Raw genomic sequence first — 23,834 nt, 5'->3', positions numbered from 1 at the left:
TAAACGCTTGTGCGGGTTCCTCTTGCCGTTCTTATCCTGCCCCAAAGACTTCAACAATTAAACCCGGGCAACTTTTAGCATATAAATCGTTGTACCCGGGGGGATGACTACCTGCGTAGTTTTATTCCACTAGTATTTTCCAAAACAATCTTATAAAATCAGTTTTATGAATCATCGGATAGCACGATGGGCAGTTTATTTTTTATGCCTGTTGCTGGATGTGAGTGTGGCTGCCAGCCTTTATCGCGGATATTTAAGCGGATGGATTTTGTTGCCGGTAGCAGTGGGGCTAACCCTGCTGACGATGTATGACCGGTTGCAGGGCAAACATGCCTTGCTGCGCAACTACCCGTTGCTGGGGCGTTTGCGCTATTTGCTGGAGCAGATCCGGCCTGAAATGCGTCAATACTTTTTTGAATCAGATACAGATGGCAGGCCTTTCAGCCGCCGCCAGCGCGCAGTAGTGTACCAGCGTGCAAAAGATGTAAAACAGACCGTTGCTTTTGGTGCGTTGGACAACATGTACGAGCCTGGCTACGAATGGGCCGCCCATACTGCGTTTCCAACGAAAGTAAAACCGGAAGCACTAAGGGTGAATATCGGAAATGAACAATGCAGTCAGCCTTATAACGCCAGTTTGCTGAATATCAGCGCCATGAGTTATGGCGCCCTGAGCAAAACGGCCATTGCTTCCCTCAACGGAGGCGCACAAATAGGCGGTTTTGCGCATAATACAGGAGAAGGGGGCATCAGTCCTTATCACCTGCAACATGGCGGCCACCTGATCTGGCAGATCGGTACCGGTTATTTCGGTTGCCGTGATGAAAAGGGTGATTTTTCACCGGAAGTATTTGCCACCGCAGCGGCGGAACCAGCTGTAAAAATGATTGAGCTGAAACTGAGCCAGGGAGCCAAACCTGGTAAGGGCGGCGTATTGCCGGCAGCGAAGAATACTCCTGAAATTGCAGGGATCCGTAAAGTAAAACCAGGAGTGAGTGTATTATCACCCGCCGGGCATACCGCCTTCACCAATGAGTATGAGATGCTGGCCTTTTTACAGCAGTTGCGTAAGCTTTCCGGAGGCAAGCCGGTAGGGTTTAAACTGTGTGTAGGCCGTGCCGATGAGTTTGAGCGTATTTGTATTGCTATGGTAAATACGGGTATTTACCCCGACTTTATCACGGTCGATGGTGCCGAAGGCGGTACCGGTGCGGCTCCGCTGGAGTTCACCGACTCTATCGGGATGCCTTTGTACGATGCATTGGCAGTGGTGGTGAACCTGCTGAAACATCATAAACTGAAACAGCATGTGCGTATTATAGCGAGTGGTAAAGTGATTACCGGTTTTGATATTATGAAGATCCTGGCGATGGGTGGCGACGCCTGCTACAGTGCACGTGGTATGATGCTCGCATTGGGCTGTATCCAGGCATTGCAGTGCGATAGCGGCAGTTGCCCCGTAGGTGTGGCAACGCAGGATCCACACCTGTACCAGGGGGTAAATGTGGCTGATAAAAAAGTGCGGGTAGCTAATTATCACCGTAATACCATTGCAGCATTGGCAGAACTGATGGGCGCCTGTGGATTCAGTTCCGCAGAGAAGGTAGACCCGGCCGCCTTATACAGGCGTATCACGAGAACGGACGTACGATCTTACGAAGAAATATATGCTCCGGATCATAACAGCAAAGCAGGAGCAGCGCTGTATCCGGGGCCATCTGTAAACAACTGACATAAAACCCGGTTATCATGAAAAAGAAACAGATTATTGTGTCCCTACATGATTACGAAATCCTTAAAACCCTGTGCTATCATGCACCGGGTACCGACAAACTGAGAGAAGAGCTGGAAAGAGCTACTGTCAGGAAAGGTAAGGTGCCTGCCGATGTGGTGCAGGTAAATTCAACCCTGCAATTCAGAGATGAACGAAGTGGGGCCATCAGGCAGGTACAGCTGGTATTACCGGCTGCCAGCAACATACAGCTGGGCAAATTATCGATCCTTTCTCCCATAGGCACTGCCTTACTGGGATATAGTACCGGTGATGTAATTGATTGGGATGTACCTGCGGGAAAAACGCAGCTGCATATCCTGGAAGTGATGAATACAGAAATGAATGTATAAAAGAGGCTATTAGTGTTAGCGATCAAATATGTATCAATAGGAGCAAAAAAAGCCCTGGCGTCTGCCAGGGCTTCGTTTTTATTGGTAAGTAATTTTATCTCCGTATCCGATGTGGTATTTATCGCAGAAGCCACCGTTTACTTCCAGTACATACTTCGCTTTTTTGAAGGAAGGAAGACTTTCTTCCGATAGTGGCGTTGCGTATTTCTGGATGGATACGATCTCCATGTTGTCGGCGATATAAATAATATCGAGGGAGATGTAGGTATTTTTCATCCAGAAGGCACGTTCTTCCATATCGGGGAAGATGAAAAGCATACCCTGTTCATCTGTCATCGATTTGCGGTACATCAGTCCGTCGGCGCGTTGTTCATCTGTTTGCGCCAGCTGGATATCGATTTTCCGCAGGGTATCTGCACCTGATTTGGAAAGGAATGCCAGGCTGGCCTGTTTTTTAAACTCGGTGCCGTTAGACGTCTGGGTAGCAGCTTCGGTAGTTACCGTGGTATTGGTATCTGTGGCGGAGTTGTTACTGTTGCCGTTGTTCTGATGACAGCCTGCTACATATAAGCTGGCAATCAGTATACATTTCAGGTGTAATTGCATAATACAGCGATACTATTTGGTCAGCAGTTCCTCATCGGAGAAAACTACTTCGGTATAATCTTTTATTTCGTTGTATACGGTGTCTCTTTCTACGGGTCTTCTGCCGGCCTGTTTGATCAGCATGGCCAGCTGGGCGGTGTTCATAGAAGGATTTTGTTCTTCAGAACCGGCCATAGAGTAGATCTTGGTGGTATCGTCTATGGTGCCATCCAGGTCATTTACGCCGAAAGACAGGGTCAGTTGCGCGGTATTTCTTCCCAGCATCGGCCAGTAGGCTTTCAGGTGAGGGAAGTTGTCCATGTACAAACGTGCGATCGCATACAGTCTCAGATCTTCCACGATGGAGGTTTCCGGAATATCAGACATATCGTTGCCTTTATTGCGGAATTTCAGCGGGATGAAAGTGTTGAAACCACCGGTTTCGTCCTGCAGGCTGCGCAAGCGTTCCATGTGATCGATGCGGTCTGCAAAAGATTCCACATGGCCGTAGAGCATGGTGGCGTTGGTGTGCATACCACGGAGGTGAGCTGCTTTGTGAATGGCGAGCCATCCGTCGGCGTCTACTTTATCGTGGCATATTTTAGCGCGTACTTCCGGGGCAAAGATCTCCGCACCGCCGCCTGGCATGGATTGCAGGCCGGCTTCGTTGAGGATGCGCATGCCTTCGTCGATGCTTACTTTGGCTTTGCGGAACATGTAATCCAGTTCCACCGCAGTAAATCCTTTGATATGCAGATCCGGACGATGGGCTTTGATCTGTTTGATCAGTTCCACGAAAAAGTCCAGCTGCATTTTAGGGTGTACGCCACCTACAATATGTACTTCTGTAACGGGTTGGTTATCGTATTTTTTCACCATGTCCATCATCTGATCGATGCTCAGTTCCCAGCCGTCTTCCCTGTTTTTATACAAACGGGAATAGGAGCAGAAATGGCAGGTAAAGATGCAGACGTTGGTCGGCTCGATATGAAAATTACGGTTGAAGTAAGTTTTGTCACCATGCATCCGCTCCCTTACCAGGTTGGCTAATGCACCTAAAAGGCCGATATCGCCTTTTTCAAATAAGATCAGCCCATCTTCGGGCGTAATTCTTTCCTGTTGGAGGACTTTTTCTGCAATACGCTTCAATGCTGCGTCCAGGTTGGTTTGCTGAAGGAGCGTTTGAACAGCCGGATAATCTTGTCTCATCGTCATCTTACTTTCATTAATTTGATGGTGTTGGCCCTGTTCCTGTAAATTAATTTTACAAAATAAACACCATTTGGCTCATTTACCAAATTAAAGGTCATCCGGTTGCCTGCACCAATATCACGGGCCGGCCGGCTCATGATAAACTGTCCCTGGGCGTTGTAAATAGACACCTGCACTAGGTCTTCCGGAATCTCGAAAAATGTCACCCAAACGATGCCATCTGTCGGGTTGGGGTTCACAAGCACGCCCTTTTCCCGGAGGAGCGGATTTACGGGTTTAGTGACAATCTTTATATTATCAATATAGATGTTATTCTCTGAATTTGAGATGTTTCTGAATGCTACCTGAAACTTTCCTTTATGACTTACCGCTGTCAGGTCTACCGAATCCCGGCGCCATTCGTTGGCGGTAGGTACGTATTCTGTCTGGATAGCGGTAGGATGGGTAATGAGGTTCGGTCCCCACTTTGAATAAAGGATTTGTCCCGTCTGGCGGCAGTCGTTCGTTACAAGCACCTGGAGTGTATCCCAGGCGTTGCCGGTGCTTTTAGGATCTGTATATACTGCGGCAGCTACGTCAAAGAACAGGAACACCGAATCGGCCTGTTGTGGGTCTATTACCGGGGTAATGAGATCGTCGGTCTGGTCGTTGGTATTGTAGCCCAGGTTCCGCATCAGGGCAGAAGCATTGCTGTTGTGACCTACATTGCGTGCCCGTTCCCAGGTGAAGCTGCGGTCGGGATTATAGAGATCCCAGCCCGGAGGCGGGAAGCTGTCGTTTTCAAAGCCCTGTTCAAATGGCAGGGTGGCTTCGGCATCATAACGGAAAAGGATATTTGCGGTATCGTTGCTCACGTTCCCATCCGGTTGTCCGTTGGGCGATTGCGTATATGCTTTCAGGTTATAGTTCCCAATAGGCACTGTGCTGGCGGGTAATGTAACGGTTGTTTGCTGTAGACTGCCCAGGTTGCCCGTCCATTGATAGGAGGTGAGTGCGCTGTTGTTCGACTGGTACCAGATGGTTACGCTGGTGAGGGAGTTGGCGCCGCGATTACGCAGTGTAACCACGGGTGTGATACGGGGATCGCAGATTTTGCCATTGGGTGCGCTGATGCTTACCAGTGCAGCATCGTTGTTGACTACATCTGGTGCCTCACAACCGTTGGAGGTCATCAGGCTGGCAGTAATGTTTTCGAGGACATAGCGCATCCGGTCTACCTGACCGGCGGTAAACAGGTGCATACAGGCATCGTCGGTGTAATCCATGTAGTTCATGAACATAATGCCTGGAGCAGTGGTGGTACAGTTGTCTGTTTTGGGAAAAGTGGGGCAACCGTAGGTATTATCTCCCTGAAGTGGTGTATCGGCGATGCCGTCATCTATATTACAGGTACCGTTATCATCTCCCCAGATGTGTTTTAAGCCAAAATAATGGCCTATTTCATGCGTGGCGGTCCTGCCCAGGTTATAGACATTGCCCACGCTGCCGGTGGTGCCAAAAGCGGTGTATTGCACCACTACACCTTCCTGTTCATCCGGATAGCCGGTGCCCGGAGGGGCGGCTACGCCGAGATAGTTACCGGAAAGCCGGGTCACCCAGATATTGAGGTATTTGGTATGGTCCCAGGCGTCGGAACCGCCGGTAGTGGCGTATTTGGCGTCTGCAGCAGCATTGTTGATAGAAAAGCTTTGTCCCGCGGCTGTTTTCACCCGTACAATCCCATTGGTGGGTTCATCGCCCGGGGTTCGCTGTGCCAGGCAGAAGTTAATGCGGCTGTTGCCGATCAGCGGTTGCCAAACGGCAGGTACCTGGCTTACATCAGGGTTGGTGGCATTGTAATCGCGGTTTAATACGGCGATCTGCGACGCAATCTGTGCATCGGTCACTAAGGCAGGGTTGTCCAGCACCACATGCACCACTACGGGAATAGACACCGTTTGCGGAATGGCTTCCACCCGCGCCTGTTGCCGTTGTTGCTGGCCGAGCAGCATTTTATTTTCGTTTCGCTGTATGAGCTTTTGAATGGAAGGATATTCTTTTACCCGTTGTTGTAATGCTTCGGCAGTGCCGCATTTACGTTGTGCATTGGCAGTAGCGCCAAACAAAAAGGTAAGCAGGACAAGGTAGTAGTGACGCAAAAAAGTAGAATTTGGCCTTGAAGATACGCGAAAATTGTGTTTGAGAAGAGGAGGCAGGGGTTATATTTTGTAGAAGAAGGGCTGGTTCCGGTGCCGCCTCCGGAAGTCAGACCAGCAGCACCATCTTCCGTTTAATCCTGCTGCCGACAAGCGCCGGAGGCGTTCTCCAAATAAAAAAAGCGCTCCGGATCAAACCGGAACGCTTCTTTAACTCAGTTTTTATAAAAATTACATATTGGCCTGTATTTTTTTATCCAGCACGGATTTAGGCACAGCACCTACTTGTTTGTCAACTACCTGACCGCCTTTTACAAAGAGGATGGCAGGGATGCTGGTGATACCGTAATTTACAGACAGTTGTGGGTTCTGATCCACGTTTACTTTTCCGATATTTACTTTACCTGCGTAATCTTTAGATAACTCTTCAATTACTGGTCCGATAGCGCGACAAGGGCCACACCATTCTGCCCAGAAGTCAATAACAGTTAATTTATCGGAATTCAGAACTTCCGTTTCAAAATTCGCATCAGTGATTTCTAAAGCCATATTCTGTGATTTTAAAATGTTTTATTTAACGATTGTTTTGATTCTATGATGTTATTTTTAGATCAAATCTTGATCCGAGTGCAAATTACTGCATTTTTGACATCTTACTTATTGATTATGTCTATACCAATATTGACGGAAATGCGCGCAAATGTAGGATAATTCTCCATATGGAAGTACTGTTTAAAGCATTCAACATCAAAAGGCAGGAGGTGGGGCCCGTTGTTGCCGTTGGTATTGGCGGGTGTTGCTTTTTTATAAAGGCTAAAAAGATATGCCCGGTGATCTGAAATACCAATGAATAAATATTTATAAAATTAAGTTTGTAACTGATTGATATTTAAAAAGACTTAACGGCAGAAAGAATGACAATCCGGCAAATGGGTATTCGCTTTATATATTATATTCGCGGCTTATTTAAATGACAATGGTATTTAAAAGACCTGCGCATAGATACTGGTACCCACTCCTGTTAGTATTCTCCATTATTTTACTCCTTACCGGGAAGAAACTGTATCACCTGATATTTCCGCCTGGTGAAAAATATGGGATTGCCTATAATACAGAACGGCAGAGGTTGGGGATCGCATTATTGCCTGATAACTGGGTAACCAACGACAAGGCAGGTGAAACGAAGATCTGGTATCCGCCTAACAGGCCGGATAGTGGAAGCTTCAGAAGTTCTAAAGTGGTAGTGGTAAAATCGGGAGAGATCGTTTATGATGGAGATATTTATCTCAGGATTTCAGGAGACAGATATGATAAGTTAACTACCGGATATAAGTTTCGTGATAACCACTCCTGGGAGTTTAAATACTATAACCCATCGGTTGGCACTAAAGAAATTGTTATTACAAAGTATCGTGCAGACAGTATTTTGAATAGCTGGGGATTGAAATACAAGTAATGGAATAAAAAACGAAATCCCGCGAATATTACGCGGGATTTCGTTTTGCTCTTTACGGGCAATTATTTATTCACCAATTCTATATACACATCGATATCCGGCTGTTTGTGCAGGAAAACCGCCAACTCATCATTCATTTCAATATTCCGGTTAAAAGTATGCAGTTTTGCCTGGGTGTTATCATCCCGGTCGGTGAGATGTACATGCAGCACGCTGTTGCCCGGGAAACGGTTTACGTTGTCAACTAAGAAGTCAACTGTTTCCTTTTTGATAAACTTCGGCATCGTATTCAGGTACACCTGCTTGGTATGCGTTTTCTTCACTTCCTGGAGCAGCTGGATGCCGTTTACTTTAAACTCGTATTCGTTGTCGTTGAAGCGCTTGGATTTGAAGCCGCCATTGATAAACAGGCAGAGGCCAGCTTTCAGGTAAGGCGCAAAGCGGATAAAGTCTTCACTCCACAGGGCAAATTCAAATTTGCCGGTGTAATCTTCAATGGTCATTACACCAAACTGCCGGTTATTCCGGGAAATTCTTTCCTGTGCACCGGTGATATATACCGCCAGGCGGAAGTTGCGTTCCCGGGAACGGCCACCGCTACCGCCTGGTTGGGCGATTTCGGTCTGGTATTCTACCAGTTCCTGTACGGAGTTCATATGGTAGTGCTTCATTTCGAAGCGGTAATCATCGAGGGGATGGCCGGAAATATAGATGCCGGTAATATCCTTTTCGTTGTTCAGCTTCATGATCAGCGGCCATGCGTCGCAAGGCGGGATCTTTGGCGGTTCTACGTCCGGGAGGTCATCAGCACCGAAGAGGCTGCCCATGTTCGAAGAGCCTGCTGTTACCTGCTGACCGAATTTTACGATACGGTCGAGGCCATTCATCTGTTCGCCTTCCGGTTTATGGAAGTATTGGGCCCGGTGCAGTTCGGGGAAGCTGTCGAAAGCCCCCGACATCACCAGGGCTTCCAGTGATTTTTTATTGACAGCGCGTTGGTTCACGCGTTTGATAAAGTCGAAAATGTTTTTGAAAGGACCGTCTTTCTTACGTTCTTCCAGCAGGTTCTCGATGGCGGCTTCACCTACGCCTTTCAGTCCGCCAAGACCAAAACGTACCTGGCCCTGTTTATTCACCGCAAAGCCCTTGAAAGATTCATTCACATCGGGTGGCAGTACGTCGATACCCATGCGTTTGGATTCTTCCATGAAGAAAGTGATCTTTTCAATATTGCTGGCGCAGTTGAGTACGGCAGCCATATATTCAGAAGGGTAGTGGGCTTTCAGGTAAGCGGTCTGGTAAGCTACGAAAGCATAGCAGGTAGAGTGGGATTTGTTGAACGCATAGGAGGCGAATGCTTCCCAGTCGGTCCATACTTTCTCACACACCTTCGGATCGTGGCCATTTTTGGCGCAACCTTCCATGAACTGCGCCTTCATTTTATTCAGTACGGCGATCTGCTTTTTACCCATTGCCTTACGCAGTACGTCCGCATCTCCTTTGGAGAAGCCGGCCAGTTTCTGGCTCAGCAACATCACCTGTTCCTGGTATACCGTGATACCGTAGGTATCGTTGAGGTATTCCTCCATTTCGGCGATGTCGTATTGTACCGGTTCCAGTCCGTGTTTACGACGGATAAAGGAAGGAATGTACTCCAGTGGTCCCGGACGGTACAAGGCGTTCATCGCAATGAGATCATCAAATCTATCCGGTTTCAGTTCACGCAGGTATTTCTGCATACCGGGCGACTCGAACTGGAAAGTAGCGTTGGTTTCGCCTTTCTGGTAGAGGTCATATGTTTTGGCGTCATCCAGCGGAATATTATCTATTTCGATGGAAATGCCATGGTTCTGCCGGATCAGTTCCAGTGCGCCTTTGATAATGGTGAGGGTCTTCAGACCCAGGAAGTCCATTTTGATTACACCGGCTGACTCGATGATGCTACCTTCAAACTGGGTAACGAGCAGGTCGGAGTCTTTCGCAGTAGAAACGGGGATCAGGTCGTACAGGTCCTGCGGGGCAATGATAATACCTGCCGCGTGGATACCGGTATTGCGCACCGATCCTTCCAGTACACAGGCTTCGCGGAGTACTTCTCCCTGAAGATCTTCCCCTTTGATGAGTTCCCGCAGTTTCTTTACGTTTTCAATGTCTTCACCGGCCAGGCCTTCTTTATCAGCGAGGCTTTTCTCTCCTTCGAGGGGCGCGTTGAAGATCCTGTCGAGCTGGATACCCGGCTTGTCGGGCACCATCTTAGCCAGGATATTGGATTCTACCAGGGGCAGGTCCATTACACGGGCCACGTCCTTGATACTCATTTTGGCGGCCATGGTACCGTAGGTGATGATCTGCGCTACCTGGTTACGGCCATATTTCTGTACTACGTAGTCAATTACTTTCTGACGGCCTTCATCATCGAAGTCCGTATCAATATCGGGCATGCTCTTACGTTCCGGGTTGAGGAAACGCTCAAACAGCAGGTTATACTTGATGGGATCAATATTGGTGATACCGATACAGTAGGCTACGGCCGATCCTGCGGCGGAACCACGACCCGGGCCGATGAATACACCGAGTTCACGACCTGCCTTGATGAAGTCGGCCACAATGAGGAAGTAACCGGCAAAACCCATGTTTTCGATTACCTGCAGTTCAAAGTTGATACGTTCTTCAATATCGGCGGTCATTTCCATGTACCGGGTCCTGGCGCCTTCATACGTGATATGACGCAGGTACTGGTCCTGGGTAATGAACTCTTTTGGAATAGGAAAGTTCGGCAGCAGGATATCCCTTTTGAGATCCAGCAGCTGTACTTTATCTACAATTTCGTTGGTATTGTCGATGGCTTGCGGAAGATCATGAAAGAGTTTGGTCATCTCTTCCGTGGTCTTGAAATAGAACTGATCGTTATAGAAGGCAAAACGTCTGTTCTTCGGACCGGCGCTGTCATCGTCGGAGAAATCTTTATTGGTAGGGGTGCTTTTCTTTTCACCGGTGTTGATACAGAGCAGGATATCGTGGGCGTTGGCATCGGCCTGGTCTACATAGTGAGAATCGTTGGAAGCGATCACTTTCACATTATACTTCTCTGCAAAGCGGAGCAGTACTGCGTTTACCTGTTCCTGTTCCGGGATACCGTGACGTTGTAATTCCACGTAGAAGTCTTCCCCGAAAATATCCAGCCACCAGCGGAATTCTTTTTCTCCTTCTTCTTCTCCTTTACGGAGAATGATGCGGGGAACGGAGGCGCCGAGGCAGCAGGTGGTAGCGATCAGTCCTTTGTGGTATTGTAACACCAGTTCTTTATCGATACGGGGATATTTACCGTACAGGCCTTCCATATATCCCAGGGAACACAGCTTGATGAGATTGCGGTAGCCTTCATCATCTTTCGCGAGTAATACCTGGTGATAGCGGACATCTTTTTCTTCTCTTGTAAACGCGCGTTTGTGGCGGTTTTCCACCACATAAAATTCGCAGCCCACAATAGGTTTTACTTTCAGTCGTTTATCTTTCGGATCGCCGGGATTTAATTTATTGTTGTATGCTTCTGCCACAAACTGAAATGCGCCAAACATATTACCATGGTCTGTAATCGCCAGTGCCGGCTGATTGGAAGCCATCGCTTTTTTATACAGCGATTTGATGTCGGCTGCACCATCCAGTAAAGAGTATTGGGTATGAACGTGTAAGTGGGAAAAATTCATCTGCTAATCTGTTTCGTCAAGCGACAAAAGTAATGTAATTAGCGCAAAGCGTAAACTAAAAAGCAACAGAAGCGAAGAAGGCGCAGGAGAAAGGCTCCGTATTAAAATCAACATTTGTAAATCGCTATATATTTGTATTTTAGCGAAAATTTAGCCAGCGCTTATGATCAAAGTAAAGGGACATCTGTTTGTGAAGTTATCGATTTGTGCATTGTCACTCAGTTCCTGCGCTTCACTGAAAAAAGGTACCACTAACAAGAAACCAGTTACCACACCTGCTACTGCCGACAAGGGCAACCGGATTACTTTTATCGATGGCATTGCCACTTCCCGTCATTCAAAAAATACCACCACCAATTATAATCCAAAGGACGTCAGTATCAGTAAGAACATTACCAGGGGCAGTGCTAACCTGGAAAATGCACAGAGCTGGCAGTTCAAGTATGCGCAGATGCTGGATGTAGCTGTAGAAGATGTACTGAACCAGAAACTCTATAGCTTTATCGACGATTGGTATGGCACACCCTATCGCCTTGGTGGCAAAACCAGATCCGGTATTGATTGCTCCGGTTTTGTGAATACGCTGATGAACACGGTGTTTCAGCTGGGCCTTTCCGGCAATTCCACGGATCTGTTTACGCAGGTAAAAAGGCTGAGTGCGCGCGACCTGCATGAAGGAGACCTGGTATTTTTCCGCATCCACAAGAAACGGATTTCCCACGTGGGTATCTATCTTGAAAACGACAAATTTGTACATGCCTCCACCAGCTCGGGGGTGATGATCAGCGATCTGAAAGAACCTTACTGGAAGAAATATTTTGCCGGTGGTGGACGACTGTAGCCGCTTTCACACATTTGTTTTATTGTTAATTTTATACGATTTTTACCCTTTAAACCTAACAACTGCCTGGCGCAGTACTTTTTCATATCATGGCATTAGCTCCCATCGTATTATTTGTCTACAACCGGCCAACGCTCACACAGAGCACGCTGCAACATCTGAGTGAGAACAGGGAAGCGGGGGAAAGTACTTTGTACGTTTATTGCGACGGAGCCAAAGAAGGCGCCACTGCGGCACAACTGCAGCTGATCAAGGAAGTGCGTGATATTGTGCACAGCAAACAATGGTGTAAGGAGGTAGTGATCTACGAAGCTACCAAAAACAAAGGGCTGGCTACCTCCGTGATTGACGGGGTTACAGAAGTGATCAGTAAACACGGGAAAATAATTGTATTGGAAGATGACCTGACTGTGTCTCCCTTCTTCCTGAAATTTATGAACGATGGGCTGACCCGCTATGAGCAGGAAGAAAAAGTGATGGCGGTACACGGTTATCTGTATCCGTTCCCCATACCGGCTGATTATACCGCATCTACTTTCCTGGTGCATGATCCCGGTAGCTTAGGCTGGGGTACCTGGTCCAGGGCCTGGAACAAATTTGAGCGGGATACCGACACCGTGATCGCAGGAATTAAAGCGAAAGGTTTGAAAGCCGCTTTTGATTTCTGGGGCGCTTACCCGTTTTTCCGCATGTTACATCAGCATAAGAACGGAAAGGTGAGTTCCTGGGCGATCCGCTGGAGAGCCACCGCTTATCTGCATGATATGTTTACCCTGTACCCGGTGAAATCGCTGGTGAGGCATGATGGTAATGTGGCAGGGGCTACACATCACTTCAAGGAAGAAGACTGGCTGTATACTGATATTTACCAGCATCCTGTTGCGGTAGATAATATTCCGGTACAGAATAATCTGCCGATGGAGAAGTTATTTGCAAAATTCCTGCGTGCCAACGCCGGCATGACTGTTTCCGCGAAGATCAAAAACAGGCTTAAAAAATACTGGAGAAAAATAACTGGCCATGCTTAAGATAGTCCGGAATATATTTAAAAAGTTGAAGCGGGAAGTGATATCGCCGGTGTCCTGGGATAACTTAAGGAGACTGCAACCGCTGTCTACCACTTTCGGCTTCGATCGTGGCACGCCCGTGGATCGTCATTATATCACCTCTTTTCTGAAAGCGCATGACACCGATATAAAAGGCCATGTGCTGGAGATTGCGGAAAGCAGTTATTCAAAACAGTTTGGTACCGGTGTTACGAAGTATGAAGTGCTGCACGTACAGGCCGGGAGCCAGGTAACCATTATAGGAGATCTGACAGATAAGGCTTCCCTGCCGGAAAACCGTATCGACTGTTTCATCTGTACACAGACCTTTAACTTTATCTACGACTTCAAAACCGCCATAGAAGGGGCTTACCACCTGTTGAAACCAGGTGGGGTACTGCTGGCCACCTTAGCCGGCGCTACCCAGATTTCCGCTTACGACCAGCAGCGCTGGGGCGACTACTGGCGCTTCACGGCACAATCGGCCGAAAAAGTATTTGGTGAAATTTTTGGTAAAGACAACATAGAAATCATTTCTTACGGCAATGTACTTACCTGTACGGCTATCCTGCAAGGGATTTCCGCAGAGGAATTACTCCCGGAAGAACTGGACTACCAGGACCCGGTATACCCGATCATCCTTGCGGTAAGAGCCAGAAAAGCATAATATTATTATCCGATGGGGGACCTGAGTAAAAAAATATTTTCTGTGGTGCACTATGTCGCCAACAAAGTGCAGCAACCCGCAGTGGTGTTACTGTACCACCGGGTGACGAACCTGCAGCAGGACCCACAGGAACTTTCTGTTACCCCGGCACATTTCGATTCCCATTTGGCACATCTGGCAGCAGATTACCATGTACTGGACGCTGATCAGTTCCTGTATCATGTAAAAAATAAAAAGCCTTTTCCCGAGCGGTCTGTATTTGTGACCTTCGACGATGGCTACGCAGATAACTACCTGGAAGCATTACCCTTGCTGACCCGTCACCAGGTGCCCGCCCTGTTTTATATTACCACTTCAAAGATCAATACCGCATTTGAATTATGGTGGGACGACCTGGAAAGAGTGCTGCTCACGGGCAACGGACTTCCGGCTGCCTTAACGCTTAACATCAACGGGCAACGCAGGGAATATGGCACTTCCACGCTGACGGCTATACGGGAAACATATTACGCCCTGCAGCAGGAACTCCGTTTCTGCAAGCCAGCCGTCATTGACGCTGCGATGGAGCAACTATACGAATGGTCAGGCAAACCGGCCACCGGGCGTGCTTCCCACCGGCTCATGACCTGGGAGGAAGTAAAAGCTATGGGTAGTGCCGCTTATGCCACTATCGGTTGTCATACGCACCGTCATCCGGCGGTAGGCATGCTGACCTATGAAGAGCAGTACACCGAAATCGGTATGTCGAAAGAGATCCTGGAAGGCGTACTGTCGCAGCCACAGGTGCATTTTTCCTATCCATTCGGAGGAAGGAAATTCCTGGGTATCAAACGCTACTACAATGCCGACAGCATCAAAGCCTGTAAAGCATTGGGTTTGCAGCTGGTTTGTGCCAACTATCACGGACAGGTGCATAGCTGGAGCAATCCCTACGCATTGCCCCGCATCCTGGTGCGCGACTGGCCCATGGACGTATTCCGCAGACAGCTGCAACAGTTCTTTAAATACTAGCCGGTGAAAATACTCTTTGTCAATAAATACGAAAACAGCGGTGGCGCCGCTATTGCAGCACAAAGGATCGCCGCCGGACTGGCTACATACCACCACACCGATAATCAGTTCCTGGTAGGTACGCATACCGCCGCTGCTGCCACTGTTACCCGTCCGGGTATGGTGCGCAACGTGATTGAAAGAGGAATCAACGTATTGAGCAACCGCATAGGATTACAATATTTATATTTTCCATTTTCCACTTCCGCTATTATGCGTGCTGCCGCTGCCTTCCGGCCGGATGTGATCAGCCTGCATAATATTCACGGCGGTTATTTTGACGCCAGTTTACTGCCCCGCTTATCTGCACTGGCGCCTATTGTATGGACCCTGCATGATATGTGGGCGCTCACAGGCAATGCCGCACATACCTTTGGCGATACATCCTGGCAGCGTGGCGAAGCCGGTAAAGGAGAGTATAAACGCTCTCCAGCCATGGGATTGCCCACCGGCAATTACCTGATAAAGAGAAAGCAAAAGTTATATGCCGCCAGTGATCTGCATATTGTGTCGCCTTCACGCTGGTTGTACCAGATGACTGCGGAGAGTCCGCTGACCAATAGCAAGCCACTGGCTTATATTCCGAATCCTATCGATACGGATTATTTCCGGCCGCAGGATAGAGCCGCTTCCCGGCAGGCGTTGGGCCTTCCGGCAGATGCACCGGTGATCACCTTTGTATCGGAGCGGCTGTTTAACAGTGAATTCAAAGGAGGAGCGGAACTGCTGCAGATCCTGCATTTGCTGGATGCGCAGCTGGATCGTAAAGTGTACCTGCTCATGATCGGGAAGGACCAGCTGCCGGGAACGTTTAAAAACCTGGAATGTGTGTATACCGGTTATGTGAAAGACACCGTAAAAATGATGCAATGCTACAGTGCCAGCGATATTTTCTTTTATCCCACGAAAGCAGACAACCTGCCGAATGTGTTGATAGAAGCCAGTAGCTGTGAAACGGCCTGTATCACTTTTGATGTAGGCGGCTGCCGGGAAATAGTACAGGATGGCGTTACCGGGTATGTAATTCCACCCGGCGATCAGCAACAGTTTGCCAGTAAGACATTGCACCTGCTGCAACATCCGGATCTCTGCCGGGAGTTTGGCAAAGCAGCCCGGACTTATGCAGCACAATATTTTGGTATGAAAGTAGTAGCCGGACAATACTATCACTTATTTCAATCAGTGGTCAGGAACCCGCAATAACAAGACACATGAACAACGCATCTTCACCGGTACTGAGCATTATTACCGTATGTTTTAATGCAGCCAGTTTTATAGAAAGCACTATTCAGAGTGTGCTGGGGCAAACCTATCCGCATATTGAATACGTGATTGTGGATGGGGCTTCAAAGGATAATACGATGGAGGTGATTGGAAAATACCGTTCCCGTATTGCCACCGTCATTTCTGAGAAGGATAACGGGTTGTATGATGCCATGAACAAAGGCATGCAGCTGGCTACAGGCGATTACCTGTTGTTCCTGAATGCAGACGATGTACTGGCATCTCCGGAGGTAATCAGTAAAATGATGGCCACCTGCGCAGATGCGGATGTATACTACGGAGAGGCGATGTTTATGGATGAAAACGGGAAGGATCTGGGCTTAAGGTCGGCGCAAACGCCGCACCAGGTGCCTGAGCAGCTCAACTGGAAAAGTTTGAAACATGGTATGGTGGTGTCGCACCAGGCATATATTATCCGTCGTAGTCTGAGTCCGTTGTATGATTTGCAGTACCGCGTTTGTGCGGATATTGACTGGATGATCCGGACCTTGAAGGCGTCGCATAAAATATGTAATACTCATCAGGTGGTGGCGCGTTTCAGGGTGGGTGGTACTTCCAAGCAGCACCAGCGGCTGGCCTGGAAGGAACGATATAAGATATTAAGCCGGTATTACGGGCATCTGCCTAATTTTGGACATCACCTGTTTATAGGGTTACGGTACTTTTTTTCAAAAAGATATTAGCATTAAAAAAGCCTCCGTTTGGAGGCTTTTTTGATAAGTTTATTTTTTGATGTTTTTCGTTTCTGTTATTTCCGGTTGTTTTCCCTGTTGGTAAAAATCCCATCCCAAAGACAATACTACCAGTAACAGCAGCAGGGTGGAAGAAATACCTGCAATCTTCAAACCGGTGAAGAACGTTTTAGGTTCAAACTTCATTTCTATTTTATGCTCACCTGCTGGTATTTTGATGCCACGCAGTGCATAATCGGTGCGGATAATATCCGCAGGCTTGCCATCAATAAAGGCTTCCCATCCGGCAGGGTAGTAGATTTCAGAGAACACACCAAAACCTTCCTGGCTGTTACGGGAAGTGTATTCCAGTTTGTTGAGGCCATATTTGGTGAGCTGGATAGCAGCGCTGCTATCTGCGCCGGGTTTGAAGTTGGCCAGCTGTTGTTCAAACCGTTTGTCGATCACAGCGGAGTCGCGGGTATTCAGGTAATCCAGTGTTTTCATTTCGGTATTGGCATCGGGCGCCCATACGATATCCTTTACAAACCAGGCATTGCCGTATGCGTCCGGGTTACGTTGCGCTACCGGCTGTCCTGTTTTCTGATCGGGCACAATAAAATACTTCGTGTTGAGCATATTCAGCACGCGCATATTGTTTTTGGCGATCTGGTGGGAGATGAGGTCCTGGTATAACCACAATTTGGCGGGGCTGTAACCACCAATGTTTTTGTGGAAGTTGGAAGGCGACGCATCATCGAACGGATTGGTAGCCAGGTTGAATACGCGGTAGTAAGGATCCGGGTCCTGTTTGATCTGCAGATCAGCGGGAGAGGGCTGCAGATCCTGCATATAGCTCATATCATCGACAAAGCTTTCGCTGCCGAGATAGTTTTTATCTACCTGTAAGAGATCGATGGTAACAAATACAGTGATGATGAGTGCGCTGACCTGCCATTTCATTTTGTTTACCAGGAAGGCCCAGATGGCGCCGGCAGCTACCAGAATGAAGAAGGCAGAGCGGAAAGCATCTTTCAGGAGCAGGCTGCTACGGTCTTTCTCCAGGGCGCGGATCATGAGTTTACCATTTTCTTCGCCGCCCATCATCTGGGAGAAGTATTGCAGCATAGAAGCATCGCTGGCAGAAGTAAAGCCTACGAAGAAATAGCTGATCAGGACAAAACCGAGTAAGCATCCGGCAGTGATATATAATGATTCTTTCAGTTTTTTCAGTAGCTCCTGGGTGGTATGTTTACCATTGGCCACTTCCTGTAAGCCCCAGCAGGCGAGGATGACAAAAGTCAGTGACGGGAGTACGAGCGCCTGTGCAGGAGCGCGGAATTTGTTGTACAGTGGCAGGTGGTAGAAGAGGAAGTCGTTGATAAACGCCATATTCTTACCCCAGGCCAGTATAAAGCCGATGATGGTAACAGCGAGCAACCACCATTTATGCCAGCTCTTTACTAACAGTAATGATAATACGAAAAGGAAACAGATAATGGCACCCACGTATACGGGACCGGAAGTTCCTTTGGATTGTGCACCATAATAAAGTGGCAGTTTCTGCTGGCCGAGGAATTGTTCTACCTGTGCTTCATTGGCGCCGAGACTGATCATTTGCTGACCGAAATTGGAGCTGGCGCTTAACCGCTGTCCGGAGGAATTACCGACATAGCCAGGAATCAGAAAAGTGCCTGATTCCGCTTTACCATAGCTCCAGTCGTACGCGTACTCTATTTCCAGACCGGTCGATTTTTTTTGTTTCACATCGTCCTGATCCAGGGTGAGTTCCGATTTGCTGCCACGCATGGTGTAGTCGGTGTATTCGCGCAGGATCAGGAGACTGTCCATCGAAGTGAGCACAGCGAGGCCGCCGGCAATGGCAAGCAGGCCTGATGCTTTGAAGAATTGCGGCAGTTGCTTCTCCCGGAAAAAATGTATGAAAGCACCAACGGCCAGGCACAACACCATAATGAGGGTGTAATAAATGATCTGGAGGTGATTATTGTAAATGAGCATGGCGGTAGCCAGGGCGGTCAATGCCGCACCGGTAAGTAGCCGGCCACGGTAGGTGAGTATGATACCTGCCAGTACAGCGGGCATCAGTGCGATGTCGTACATTTTGGTGATATGTCCTACATCTATCAGGATCACATTATAGGAACAGAAGGCAAAAGCGATGGCGCCCATCACCCGTATCCAGTATTTGAAATCGAGGATACAGAGGAGCAGGTACATGCTGATCATGGCGAGGAACAGCATATTTACGGGATCTGGCGTATACAGCGTAATGATTCTGTTCATGTACGCTACTTTATTGGCGCCCGGACCTGTAAATATTACATAGGAGGGCATACCGGAAAACATACTGTTGGTCCACATGGGCCGTTCACCGGTTGCTTCATAAAAGTCCTTTGCCTCTTTCGCCATTCCCCGTACATTCTTCATGTCGCTCTGGTTCACAATTTTGCCTTCCAGGACAGGAGCGCAATAAACGAATGCCAGCAAGAGGAAAATCCCTATTGCTGCAAGATGTGGAAGAATGGCTTTTAGCCAGTTTTGCTTCATCGGATATTTTGGATTTAGTTTTAAAGAAACAAAAATAACTGTAATTTATCCGAAATTTCAATATGCGCTGGATCCGGTTCCTGTTAAAAGTGGCATTTATATGCAATCTGTGTTTTATTATTAGCGAAATCCTGCGTATTACGGCATATGATCACTCTTTTGATAATGTTGTGAATCATATACTGGTACTCGGTGTCGGGATTGCCTTTCCGTTGAATGGCCTGATATGTATCCTGACAGGTGTGTTTTTATTGTTAAAAAAAATACAATGGAAAACATTGCCTCCCTGGTTATATTTGCTCAATATTGCCATCCTTATATTTCAACTCATAGTTAATTACTGATGATCAAAGATCTGTTAAACGACAAACCCACCAAACTGTTCCTCATATTCACCAGTTTCTTTGTGGCGAATGCGCTGATAGCGGAGTGTATTGGTGGTAAACTATTTTCCCTGGAGAAATTACTGGGATTGCCCGTGCATACCTTTACCCTGTTTGGTCAGACAGGATTGTCTTATACATTAACAGCGGGTGTATTATTATGGCCGTTGGAATTTGTGATGACGGATATTGTTAACGAATATTTCGGGCCGAAGGCAGTGCGTCGTATTTCCTACATCGCGGTAGGATTGATCTCTTACGCGTTTATTATGTTCTGGGTAGCGATGAGTGTACCAGCTGATAGCTGGTGGAAAGGAAGCAAGGCGGATGCCGGGATCCCGGATATGCAAAATGCGTTTTCCAGTATCTTCGGACAAGGCATGTGGATTATACTGGGTAGTTTAACTGCTTTCCTGGTGAGCCAGATCGTGGATGTGACGGTGTTTCACAAAATTAAAAAACGTACCGGAGAGAAACATGTGTGGTTAAGGGCTACCGGTTCTACAGTGGTATCACAGCTGGTAGACAGCTTTATTGTATTATATATCGCGTTTAAGCTGGGCAACAACTGGAGCTGGCAACGGGTACTGGCTATCTGCCTGGTGAACTACAGTTATAAATTTGTAGTAGCAGTAGTACTGACACCGGTTATCTATTTAATGGAACACCGGATAGAACGTTACCTGGGACATGATACTGCAAAGAGAATGAAGGCCGCAGCGATGGGGAAGGAGCATCCGCTGGAGGAGCCGGTGCCGGGTATATAAATCAGGCGGGATTATTTGCGGGAAGCTATCTAGTTAAAATTCAGGAAATACAGATAAAAGTTTACTTCTACCTTTGCAACTGAGGTGAGAATGAAATCAATATGTTTGACCATTCTGCCTTTATTAAGAATGTAGCACCAGTTTGTAAATAAACCCAAAACCTATATTTATGTTTAAGTCAGCAAATGTTTTGTCCCTGACCTGTTCAGCAGTTCTGCTCGTAATGACCATTACCGCGTGTACCATGAAAAAAGAGGAAGAACCGAAACCCGAACCGGAGCCGAAACCCACTGAATACCTGCTTCAGACAATTAGTGAAAAAGACCTGTATGTAGATAGCTTTGTGTATAAAAACGACCTGATCACCGAAAGATGGCTACTTTTGCCGGACGGATTCAAGCGTACCTATAAGTATACTTACGATAGTAATGGTAAAGTAATTGCTGGTGAAACTTCTGATACCCAAGGTGATTTTCACAATATGGACTCCATTGTCTGGAATGGCGCAAAAGCTACCCAATACACCAGGAGTTGGTTTCCCGTGAGAAACGCATGGGTAGCAACAGATACCACTGTCTATACAGTGGATGCCATGGGCAAAATGACAAAATTTGCCTATGCGGATACTGTTCTTTTCCTTGGGGTGGAACGTGTTTACAAGTACACTGAATTTACGTACAATAATAACAATAACGTCACCCAAAGCCATTACAGAAGATATTCCAGTACTGATCCTGTTTCCAACTCCTTTCAGACGATGGAATACGGATCTTATGATAATCCGCTGGCGCTTTATTTATCAAAGAATCCGTTGCTGGCAGAAAGGGTGGCAAATCTTTACGGTAATTACATCCTCAGCTATCACAATGTGACCAAATTAACGTGGGATGATGAAGTATACATGACTGCCGCCACTACACCGGCACAGGGAACTAACAACATTGGGATCCTCAGCAGGAATAGAGGCGGATATATAAATGACTATAAATATAGCTACATCATAAAGCCTTAATTAAGGGAATATATAAAAAGAATGCCCCCCAGAAAGTCTGATACTTTTTGGGGGGCATTCTTTTTAATCGGGCTTCGGCCTAATATTTTGCTTTCACTATATCCGCCACCACCTTATCGATCGGCAGTGTAATCACGCCGGAAGAAAACTCGTCCCAATTGATCCAGCGGGCGCGTTCCACTTCCTCCACGCCTTCGGGTACCGTAAAGTCGAAGGGCTTTGTGCTTACGTTTGCCACAAAGGGCGACAACGGTGTTACGAGATAGTAGATGGAGATAATCTGGGTTTCATTGTCGAATGCGGAGATCTGGAAGAAATCGGTGGTATAGATGTGTTCCACCACTTTCACGTCCTGCCCCAGTTCTTCCTGCCATTCGCGGACAATACATTCCAGGGTTCCTTCCCCGAATTCAAGTCCGCCGCCGGGGAATTTGGTATAGTAACCCCCACGGATATATTCATCGCTAACGAGCACCTGTCGCTGATCGTTGATCATGATGCCGTATACTCTAACGTTAAATCCTGTTTGCATATGCTTGATTAAATTGGCCTAAAACCATTTCTTCTTCATAAAATACCAGCTGATCACCACTGAAATGGCGATAGACAGGATAATTGGGATGTAGAAGGCGTGCAGGGTGTGCTGATAGGGAATATCTACGTTCATGCCATAGATACTGGCCACCAGCATGGGAAAGGTAAGGATGATGGTAATGGAGGTAAGCCGCTTCATCACCACGTTCAGGTTATTGGAAATGATACTGGCAAAAGCATCCATGGTACTACTGAGGATGTTGGTGTATACGTTGGCCATTTCCAGCGCCTGTGAGGTATCTACGATCAGATCCTGCAGGAATTCCTTTTCATCTTCATTCAGGCCGAGGAAGTTGGTACGTTCCAGTTTCATGAGCAGCAGTTCATTGCTGCGCAGGGCGGTTACGAAGTACACCAGGCTTTTCTGAATACGCATGATACCGAGCAGTTCTTCATTCCGGTTGGAATCGTAGAGTTTTGCTTCGAGCATATTCCTGCGCTGGTTGATTTCCTTGAGATAATCCAGGAAATTGATAACCACCTTTTCAAATATTTTCAGCACCATCATATTCCTTTTCTCCGGGGAGCGGTTGTGAAAAGTATTCAGGAATTTTTTGATGGCAGTATTATCGAATGAGTTTACGGTGATGATCTGATGGTGGGTCAGGATAATCACGATGGGGATGGTAATGTAGTAGGCCTCGCTTTCGTTGATCGAATTATTTTCGGTAGGGGTTTTCAGGACAATGAGTTTTACATTGTCTTCTAGTTCAAACCTCGATTTTTCGTCAATATCCAGGGAGTCCGTGAGGAAGTCCAGGGGAATATCGAGTTCTTCTGACAACTGTTCAAATTCGGCCTGTTTGAGCGGAGGGGTAATATTAACCCAGGCGCCGTTTTCAGGCTGATGTATTTCTACAGTTTTGGAGTCTATATTTGTAAAATACTGGATCATCGGGCGCAAAGGTAGTCAAAATGTTGAATTGCCATGTTTTTACCTCAATTCTTCCCGAGCTTCTTTTTTACAAAATTGACCCTGTTTTTCCTGGTTGACAGTAAATTATTGTTTCTGACAAGTTTTTTCAATGCCCTTGCTATTCTTTTCGCGCCTGTAGGGGGTGTGGGAACAGCTTTCCAGTCTTTTTCCGGTTTACGGAGGAAAGCATGGGCATAATCGCCTCTGCTCCAGATTTCCATTTCCTGGTAAAGAATAACATCGGTGGCAGTGGTATTGGCCAGGGAGGAAATAGTATGTACATTGATATCTTCATCTACCGGCTGGATTTCTTCCGGTACATTTTTTTTCAGGTAATCGAGGTGCCGTGGCGTAGGGAAAGTGAGCAGAATGGCACCTTGCCCGCTGAGGAGGTCTGCCAGTACTTTATCAAACGACGGCCTTATCTCATTGGAAATATGTTCATACACGTCCATCAGAACGATGAGGTCAAATTTCTGTCCGGCAAATACTTTTTCATCCAGGATGCCGGTAACAAACTTAAGATGGTTGTTGCTGAAAAGTTTGTTGGCTACTTCAATAGATTTCGGACTGATATCGAGCCCGGTTACCATAGCTTCCGGCCAGCAGGTATGCATTTTATAACAAAAATCGCCAATGCCACAGCCTATTTCAAGGATGGTTTGAGGAGCGGATAATAAATTGGAGGTGAGGGTTTTCCAGCCCATCTCGGCCCTAGGATTACCGTCGTAAAATCCTGTCAGTTTACCGGTGATGTGTTCATCATAATATGCTTCGACATTTTGCCTATCGGCCATAAGGGTTATTTTTAAAATC

The 23,834-nt window shown here is 47.2% G+C and carries 20 protein-coding genes; 11 read left to right on the top strand and 9 right to left on the bottom strand.

The window, feature by feature from the left end:
• The first annotated feature begins 166 nt into the window (after positions 1-166).
• Entirely contained in the window at positions 167-1,732 is a 1,566-nt protein-coding gene (locus BMW79_RS23885) for an FMN-binding glutamate synthase family protein (protein ID WP_089898841.1), read from the top strand.
• A gap of 17 nt (positions 1,733-1,749) precedes the next feature.
• A complete protein-coding gene (locus BMW79_RS23880) occupies positions 1,750-2,124 on the top strand; it encodes a GreA/GreB family elongation factor (protein WP_089898837.1) in 375 nt (124 codons plus the stop codon).
• 78 nt (positions 2,125-2,202) lie between these two features.
• Here the strand turns inward: BMW79_RS23880 and BMW79_RS23875 are convergent, their stop codons facing one another.
• The 4 genes from BMW79_RS23875 to trxA form a co-directional block, all read right to left on the bottom strand.
• Positions 2,203-2,730: a DUF192 domain-containing protein gene (locus BMW79_RS23875; RefSeq protein ID WP_089898834.1), complete on the bottom strand. Its 528-nt coding sequence runs from the start codon at positions 2,728-2,730 to the stop codon at positions 2,203-2,205.
• Between the two features lie 12 nt (positions 2,731-2,742).
• A complete protein-coding gene (gene mqnE, locus BMW79_RS23870; protein ID WP_089898831.1) occupies positions 2,743-3,924 on the bottom strand; it encodes an aminofutalosine synthase MqnE in 1,182 nt (393 codons plus the stop codon).
• Entirely contained in the window at positions 3,921-6,059 is a 2,139-nt protein-coding gene (locus BMW79_RS23865) for a M43 family zinc metalloprotease (protein ID WP_089898828.1), read from the bottom strand. The genes mqnE and BMW79_RS23865 overlap by 4 nt, the downstream gene beginning before the upstream one ends.
• 228 nt (positions 6,060-6,287) lie before the next feature.
• Positions 6,288-6,605 carry a thioredoxin gene (gene trxA, locus BMW79_RS23860; RefSeq protein ID WP_079472839.1) on the bottom strand — a complete coding sequence of 106 codons (318 nt, stop codon included), beginning with the start codon at positions 6,603-6,605 and terminating at the stop codon, positions 6,288-6,290.
• 427 nt (positions 6,606-7,032) lie between these two features.
• On the opposite strand from trxA, the gene BMW79_RS23855 reads away from it, so the two are divergent.
• Positions 7,033-7,512 (top strand): hypothetical protein, encoded by a 480-nt coding sequence (locus BMW79_RS23855; RefSeq protein ID WP_089898825.1) that lies wholly within the window; start codon positions 7,033-7,035, stop codon positions 7,510-7,512.
• Positions 7,513-7,574: 62 nt separating this feature from the next.
• Here the strand turns inward: BMW79_RS23855 and dnaE are convergent, their stop codons facing one another.
• Positions 7,575-11,219: a DNA polymerase III subunit alpha gene (gene dnaE / locus BMW79_RS23850; protein WP_089898823.1), complete on the bottom strand. Its 3,645-nt coding sequence runs from the start codon at positions 11,217-11,219 to the stop codon at positions 7,575-7,577.
• Between the two features lie 163 nt (positions 11,220-11,382).
• Here dnaE and BMW79_RS23845 point away from each other — a divergent pair, with 163 nt between their 5' ends.
• From BMW79_RS23845 to BMW79_RS23820, 6 genes are all read left to right on the top strand, one after another.
• Complete coding sequence (locus tag BMW79_RS23845) at positions 11,383-12,060, top strand: C40 family peptidase (protein ID WP_089898820.1); 678 nt, start codon at positions 11,383-11,385, stop codon at positions 12,058-12,060.
• 89 nt (positions 12,061-12,149) lie between these two features.
• Positions 12,150-13,088 carry a glycosyltransferase family protein gene (locus tag BMW79_RS23840; RefSeq protein WP_089898817.1) on the top strand — a complete coding sequence of 313 codons (939 nt, stop codon included), beginning with the start codon at positions 12,150-12,152 and terminating at the stop codon, positions 13,086-13,088.
• On the top strand, positions 13,081-13,773 hold the full coding sequence (locus BMW79_RS23835; protein ID WP_089898813.1) for a methyltransferase domain-containing protein: 693 nt from the start codon (positions 13,081-13,083) through the stop codon (positions 13,771-13,773). Before BMW79_RS23840 ends, BMW79_RS23835 begins: the two co-directional genes overlap by 8 nt.
• 42 nt (positions 13,774-13,815) lie before the next feature.
• A complete protein-coding gene (locus BMW79_RS23830) occupies positions 13,816-14,784 on the top strand; it encodes a polysaccharide deacetylase family protein (protein WP_177192307.1) in 969 nt (322 codons plus the stop codon).
• Positions 14,785-14,787: 3 nt separating this feature from the next.
• Positions 14,788-16,026 carry a glycosyltransferase gene (locus BMW79_RS23825; protein ID WP_089898807.1) on the top strand — a complete coding sequence of 413 codons (1,239 nt, stop codon included), beginning with the start codon at positions 14,788-14,790 and terminating at the stop codon, positions 16,024-16,026.
• An 8-nt stretch (positions 16,027-16,034) separates the two neighbouring features.
• Positions 16,035-16,790, top strand: a complete 756-nt coding sequence (locus BMW79_RS23820; RefSeq protein WP_089898804.1) for a glycosyltransferase family 2 protein — start codon at positions 16,035-16,037, stop codon at positions 16,788-16,790.
• A gap of 39 nt (positions 16,791-16,829) precedes the next feature.
• Here the strand turns inward: BMW79_RS23820 and BMW79_RS34420 are convergent, their stop codons facing one another.
• Entirely contained in the window at positions 16,830-17,285 is a 456-nt protein-coding gene (locus tag BMW79_RS34420) for a YfhO family protein (RefSeq protein WP_407641648.1), read from the bottom strand.
• A 2,404-nt stretch (positions 17,286-19,689) separates the two neighbouring features.
• Between BMW79_RS34420 and BMW79_RS23805 the strand changes: the two genes are divergently transcribed.
• Both BMW79_RS23805 and BMW79_RS23800 read left to right on the top strand, forming a co-directional pair.
• The gene (locus tag BMW79_RS23805; RefSeq protein WP_089898797.1) at positions 19,690-20,496 is read left to right on the top strand and encodes a queuosine precursor transporter; all 807 of its coding nucleotides are present in this window, start codon (positions 19,690-19,692) and stop codon (positions 20,494-20,496) included.
• 169 nt (positions 20,497-20,665) lie between these two features.
• Positions 20,666-21,508 (top strand): hypothetical protein, encoded by an 843-nt coding sequence (locus BMW79_RS23800; protein ID WP_089898794.1) that lies wholly within the window; start codon positions 20,666-20,668, stop codon positions 21,506-21,508.
• 79 nt (positions 21,509-21,587) lie between these two features.
• Here the strand turns inward: BMW79_RS23800 and BMW79_RS23795 are convergent, their stop codons facing one another.
• The 3 genes from BMW79_RS23795 to BMW79_RS23785 are packed head-to-tail and all read right to left on the bottom strand — an operon-like array spanning position 21,588 to position 23,815.
• Positions 21,588-22,040, bottom strand: a complete 453-nt coding sequence (locus tag BMW79_RS23795) for an NUDIX domain-containing protein (RefSeq protein ID WP_089898791.1) — start codon at positions 22,038-22,040, stop codon at positions 21,588-21,590.
• A gap of 18 nt (positions 22,041-22,058) precedes the next feature.
• Entirely contained in the window at positions 22,059-22,997 is a 939-nt protein-coding gene (locus BMW79_RS23790) for a magnesium transporter CorA family protein (protein ID WP_089898786.1), read from the bottom strand.
• Between the two features lie 44 nt (positions 22,998-23,041).
• Entirely contained in the window at positions 23,042-23,815 is a 774-nt protein-coding gene (locus BMW79_RS23785) for a class I SAM-dependent methyltransferase (protein WP_089898783.1), read from the bottom strand.
• Positions 23,816-23,834: the final 19 nt, after the last annotated feature.

The organism is Chitinophaga arvensicola (genome assembly GCF_900110835.1).
GTDB lineage: Bacteria > Bacteroidota > Bacteroidia > Chitinophagales > Chitinophagaceae > Chitinophaga > Chitinophaga arvensicola.
This window is presented reverse-complemented; position numbering and strand designations above follow the sequence as displayed.

What these genes read in the sequence shown, in the direction of transcription:
- BMW79_RS23855 (WP_089898825.1), top strand. Translation starts at nt 7,033, where the DNA reads ATGGTATTTAAAAGACCTGCGCATAGATACTGGTACCCACTCCTGTTA.
- trxA (WP_079472839.1), bottom strand. Translation starts at nt 6,605, where the DNA reads ATGGCTTTAGAAATCACTGATGCGAATTTTGAAACGGAAGTTCTGAAT.
- BMW79_RS23880 (WP_089898837.1), top strand. Translation starts at nt 1,750, where the DNA reads ATGAAAAAGAAACAGATTATTGTGTCCCTACATGATTACGAAATCCTT.
- BMW79_RS23875 (WP_089898834.1), bottom strand. Translation starts at nt 2,730, where the DNA reads ATGCAATTACACCTGAAATGTATACTGATTGCCAGCTTATATGTAGCA.
- BMW79_RS23845 (WP_089898820.1), top strand. Translation starts at nt 11,383, where the DNA reads ATGATCAAAGTAAAGGGACATCTGTTTGTGAAGTTATCGATTTGTGCA.
- BMW79_RS23800 (WP_089898794.1), top strand. Translation starts at nt 20,666, where the DNA reads ATGTTTAAGTCAGCAAATGTTTTGTCCCTGACCTGTTCAGCAGTTCTG.
- BMW79_RS23820 (WP_089898804.1), top strand. Translation starts at nt 16,035, where the DNA reads ATGAACAACGCATCTTCACCGGTACTGAGCATTATTACCGTATGTTTT.
- mqnE (WP_089898831.1), bottom strand. Translation starts at nt 3,924, where the DNA reads ATGACGATGAGACAAGATTATCCGGCTGTTCAAACGCTCCTTCAGCAA.
- BMW79_RS23795 (WP_089898791.1), bottom strand. Translation starts at nt 22,040, where the DNA reads ATGCAAACAGGATTTAACGTTAGAGTATACGGCATCATGATCAACGAT.
- BMW79_RS23790 (WP_089898786.1), bottom strand. Translation starts at nt 22,997, where the DNA reads ATGATCCAGTATTTTACAAATATAGACTCCAAAACTGTAGAAATACAT.
- BMW79_RS23835 (WP_089898813.1), top strand. Translation starts at nt 13,081, where the DNA reads ATGCTTAAGATAGTCCGGAATATATTTAAAAAGTTGAAGCGGGAAGTG.
- dnaE (WP_089898823.1), bottom strand. Translation starts at nt 11,219, where the DNA reads ATGAATTTTTCCCACTTACACGTTCATACCCAATACTCTTTACTGGAT.
- BMW79_RS23785 (WP_089898783.1), bottom strand. Translation starts at nt 23,815, where the DNA reads ATGGCCGATAGGCAAAATGTCGAAGCATATTATGATGAACACATCACC.
- BMW79_RS34420 (WP_407641648.1), bottom strand. Translation starts at nt 17,285, where the DNA reads ATGAAAACACTGGATTACCTGAATACCCGCGACTCCGCTGTGATCGAC.
- BMW79_RS23805 (WP_089898797.1), top strand. Translation starts at nt 19,690, where the DNA reads ATGATCAAAGATCTGTTAAACGACAAACCCACCAAACTGTTCCTCATA.
- BMW79_RS23840 (WP_089898817.1), top strand. Translation starts at nt 12,150, where the DNA reads ATGGCATTAGCTCCCATCGTATTATTTGTCTACAACCGGCCAACGCTC.
- BMW79_RS23885 (WP_089898841.1), top strand. Translation starts at nt 167, where the DNA reads ATGAATCATCGGATAGCACGATGGGCAGTTTATTTTTTATGCCTGTTG.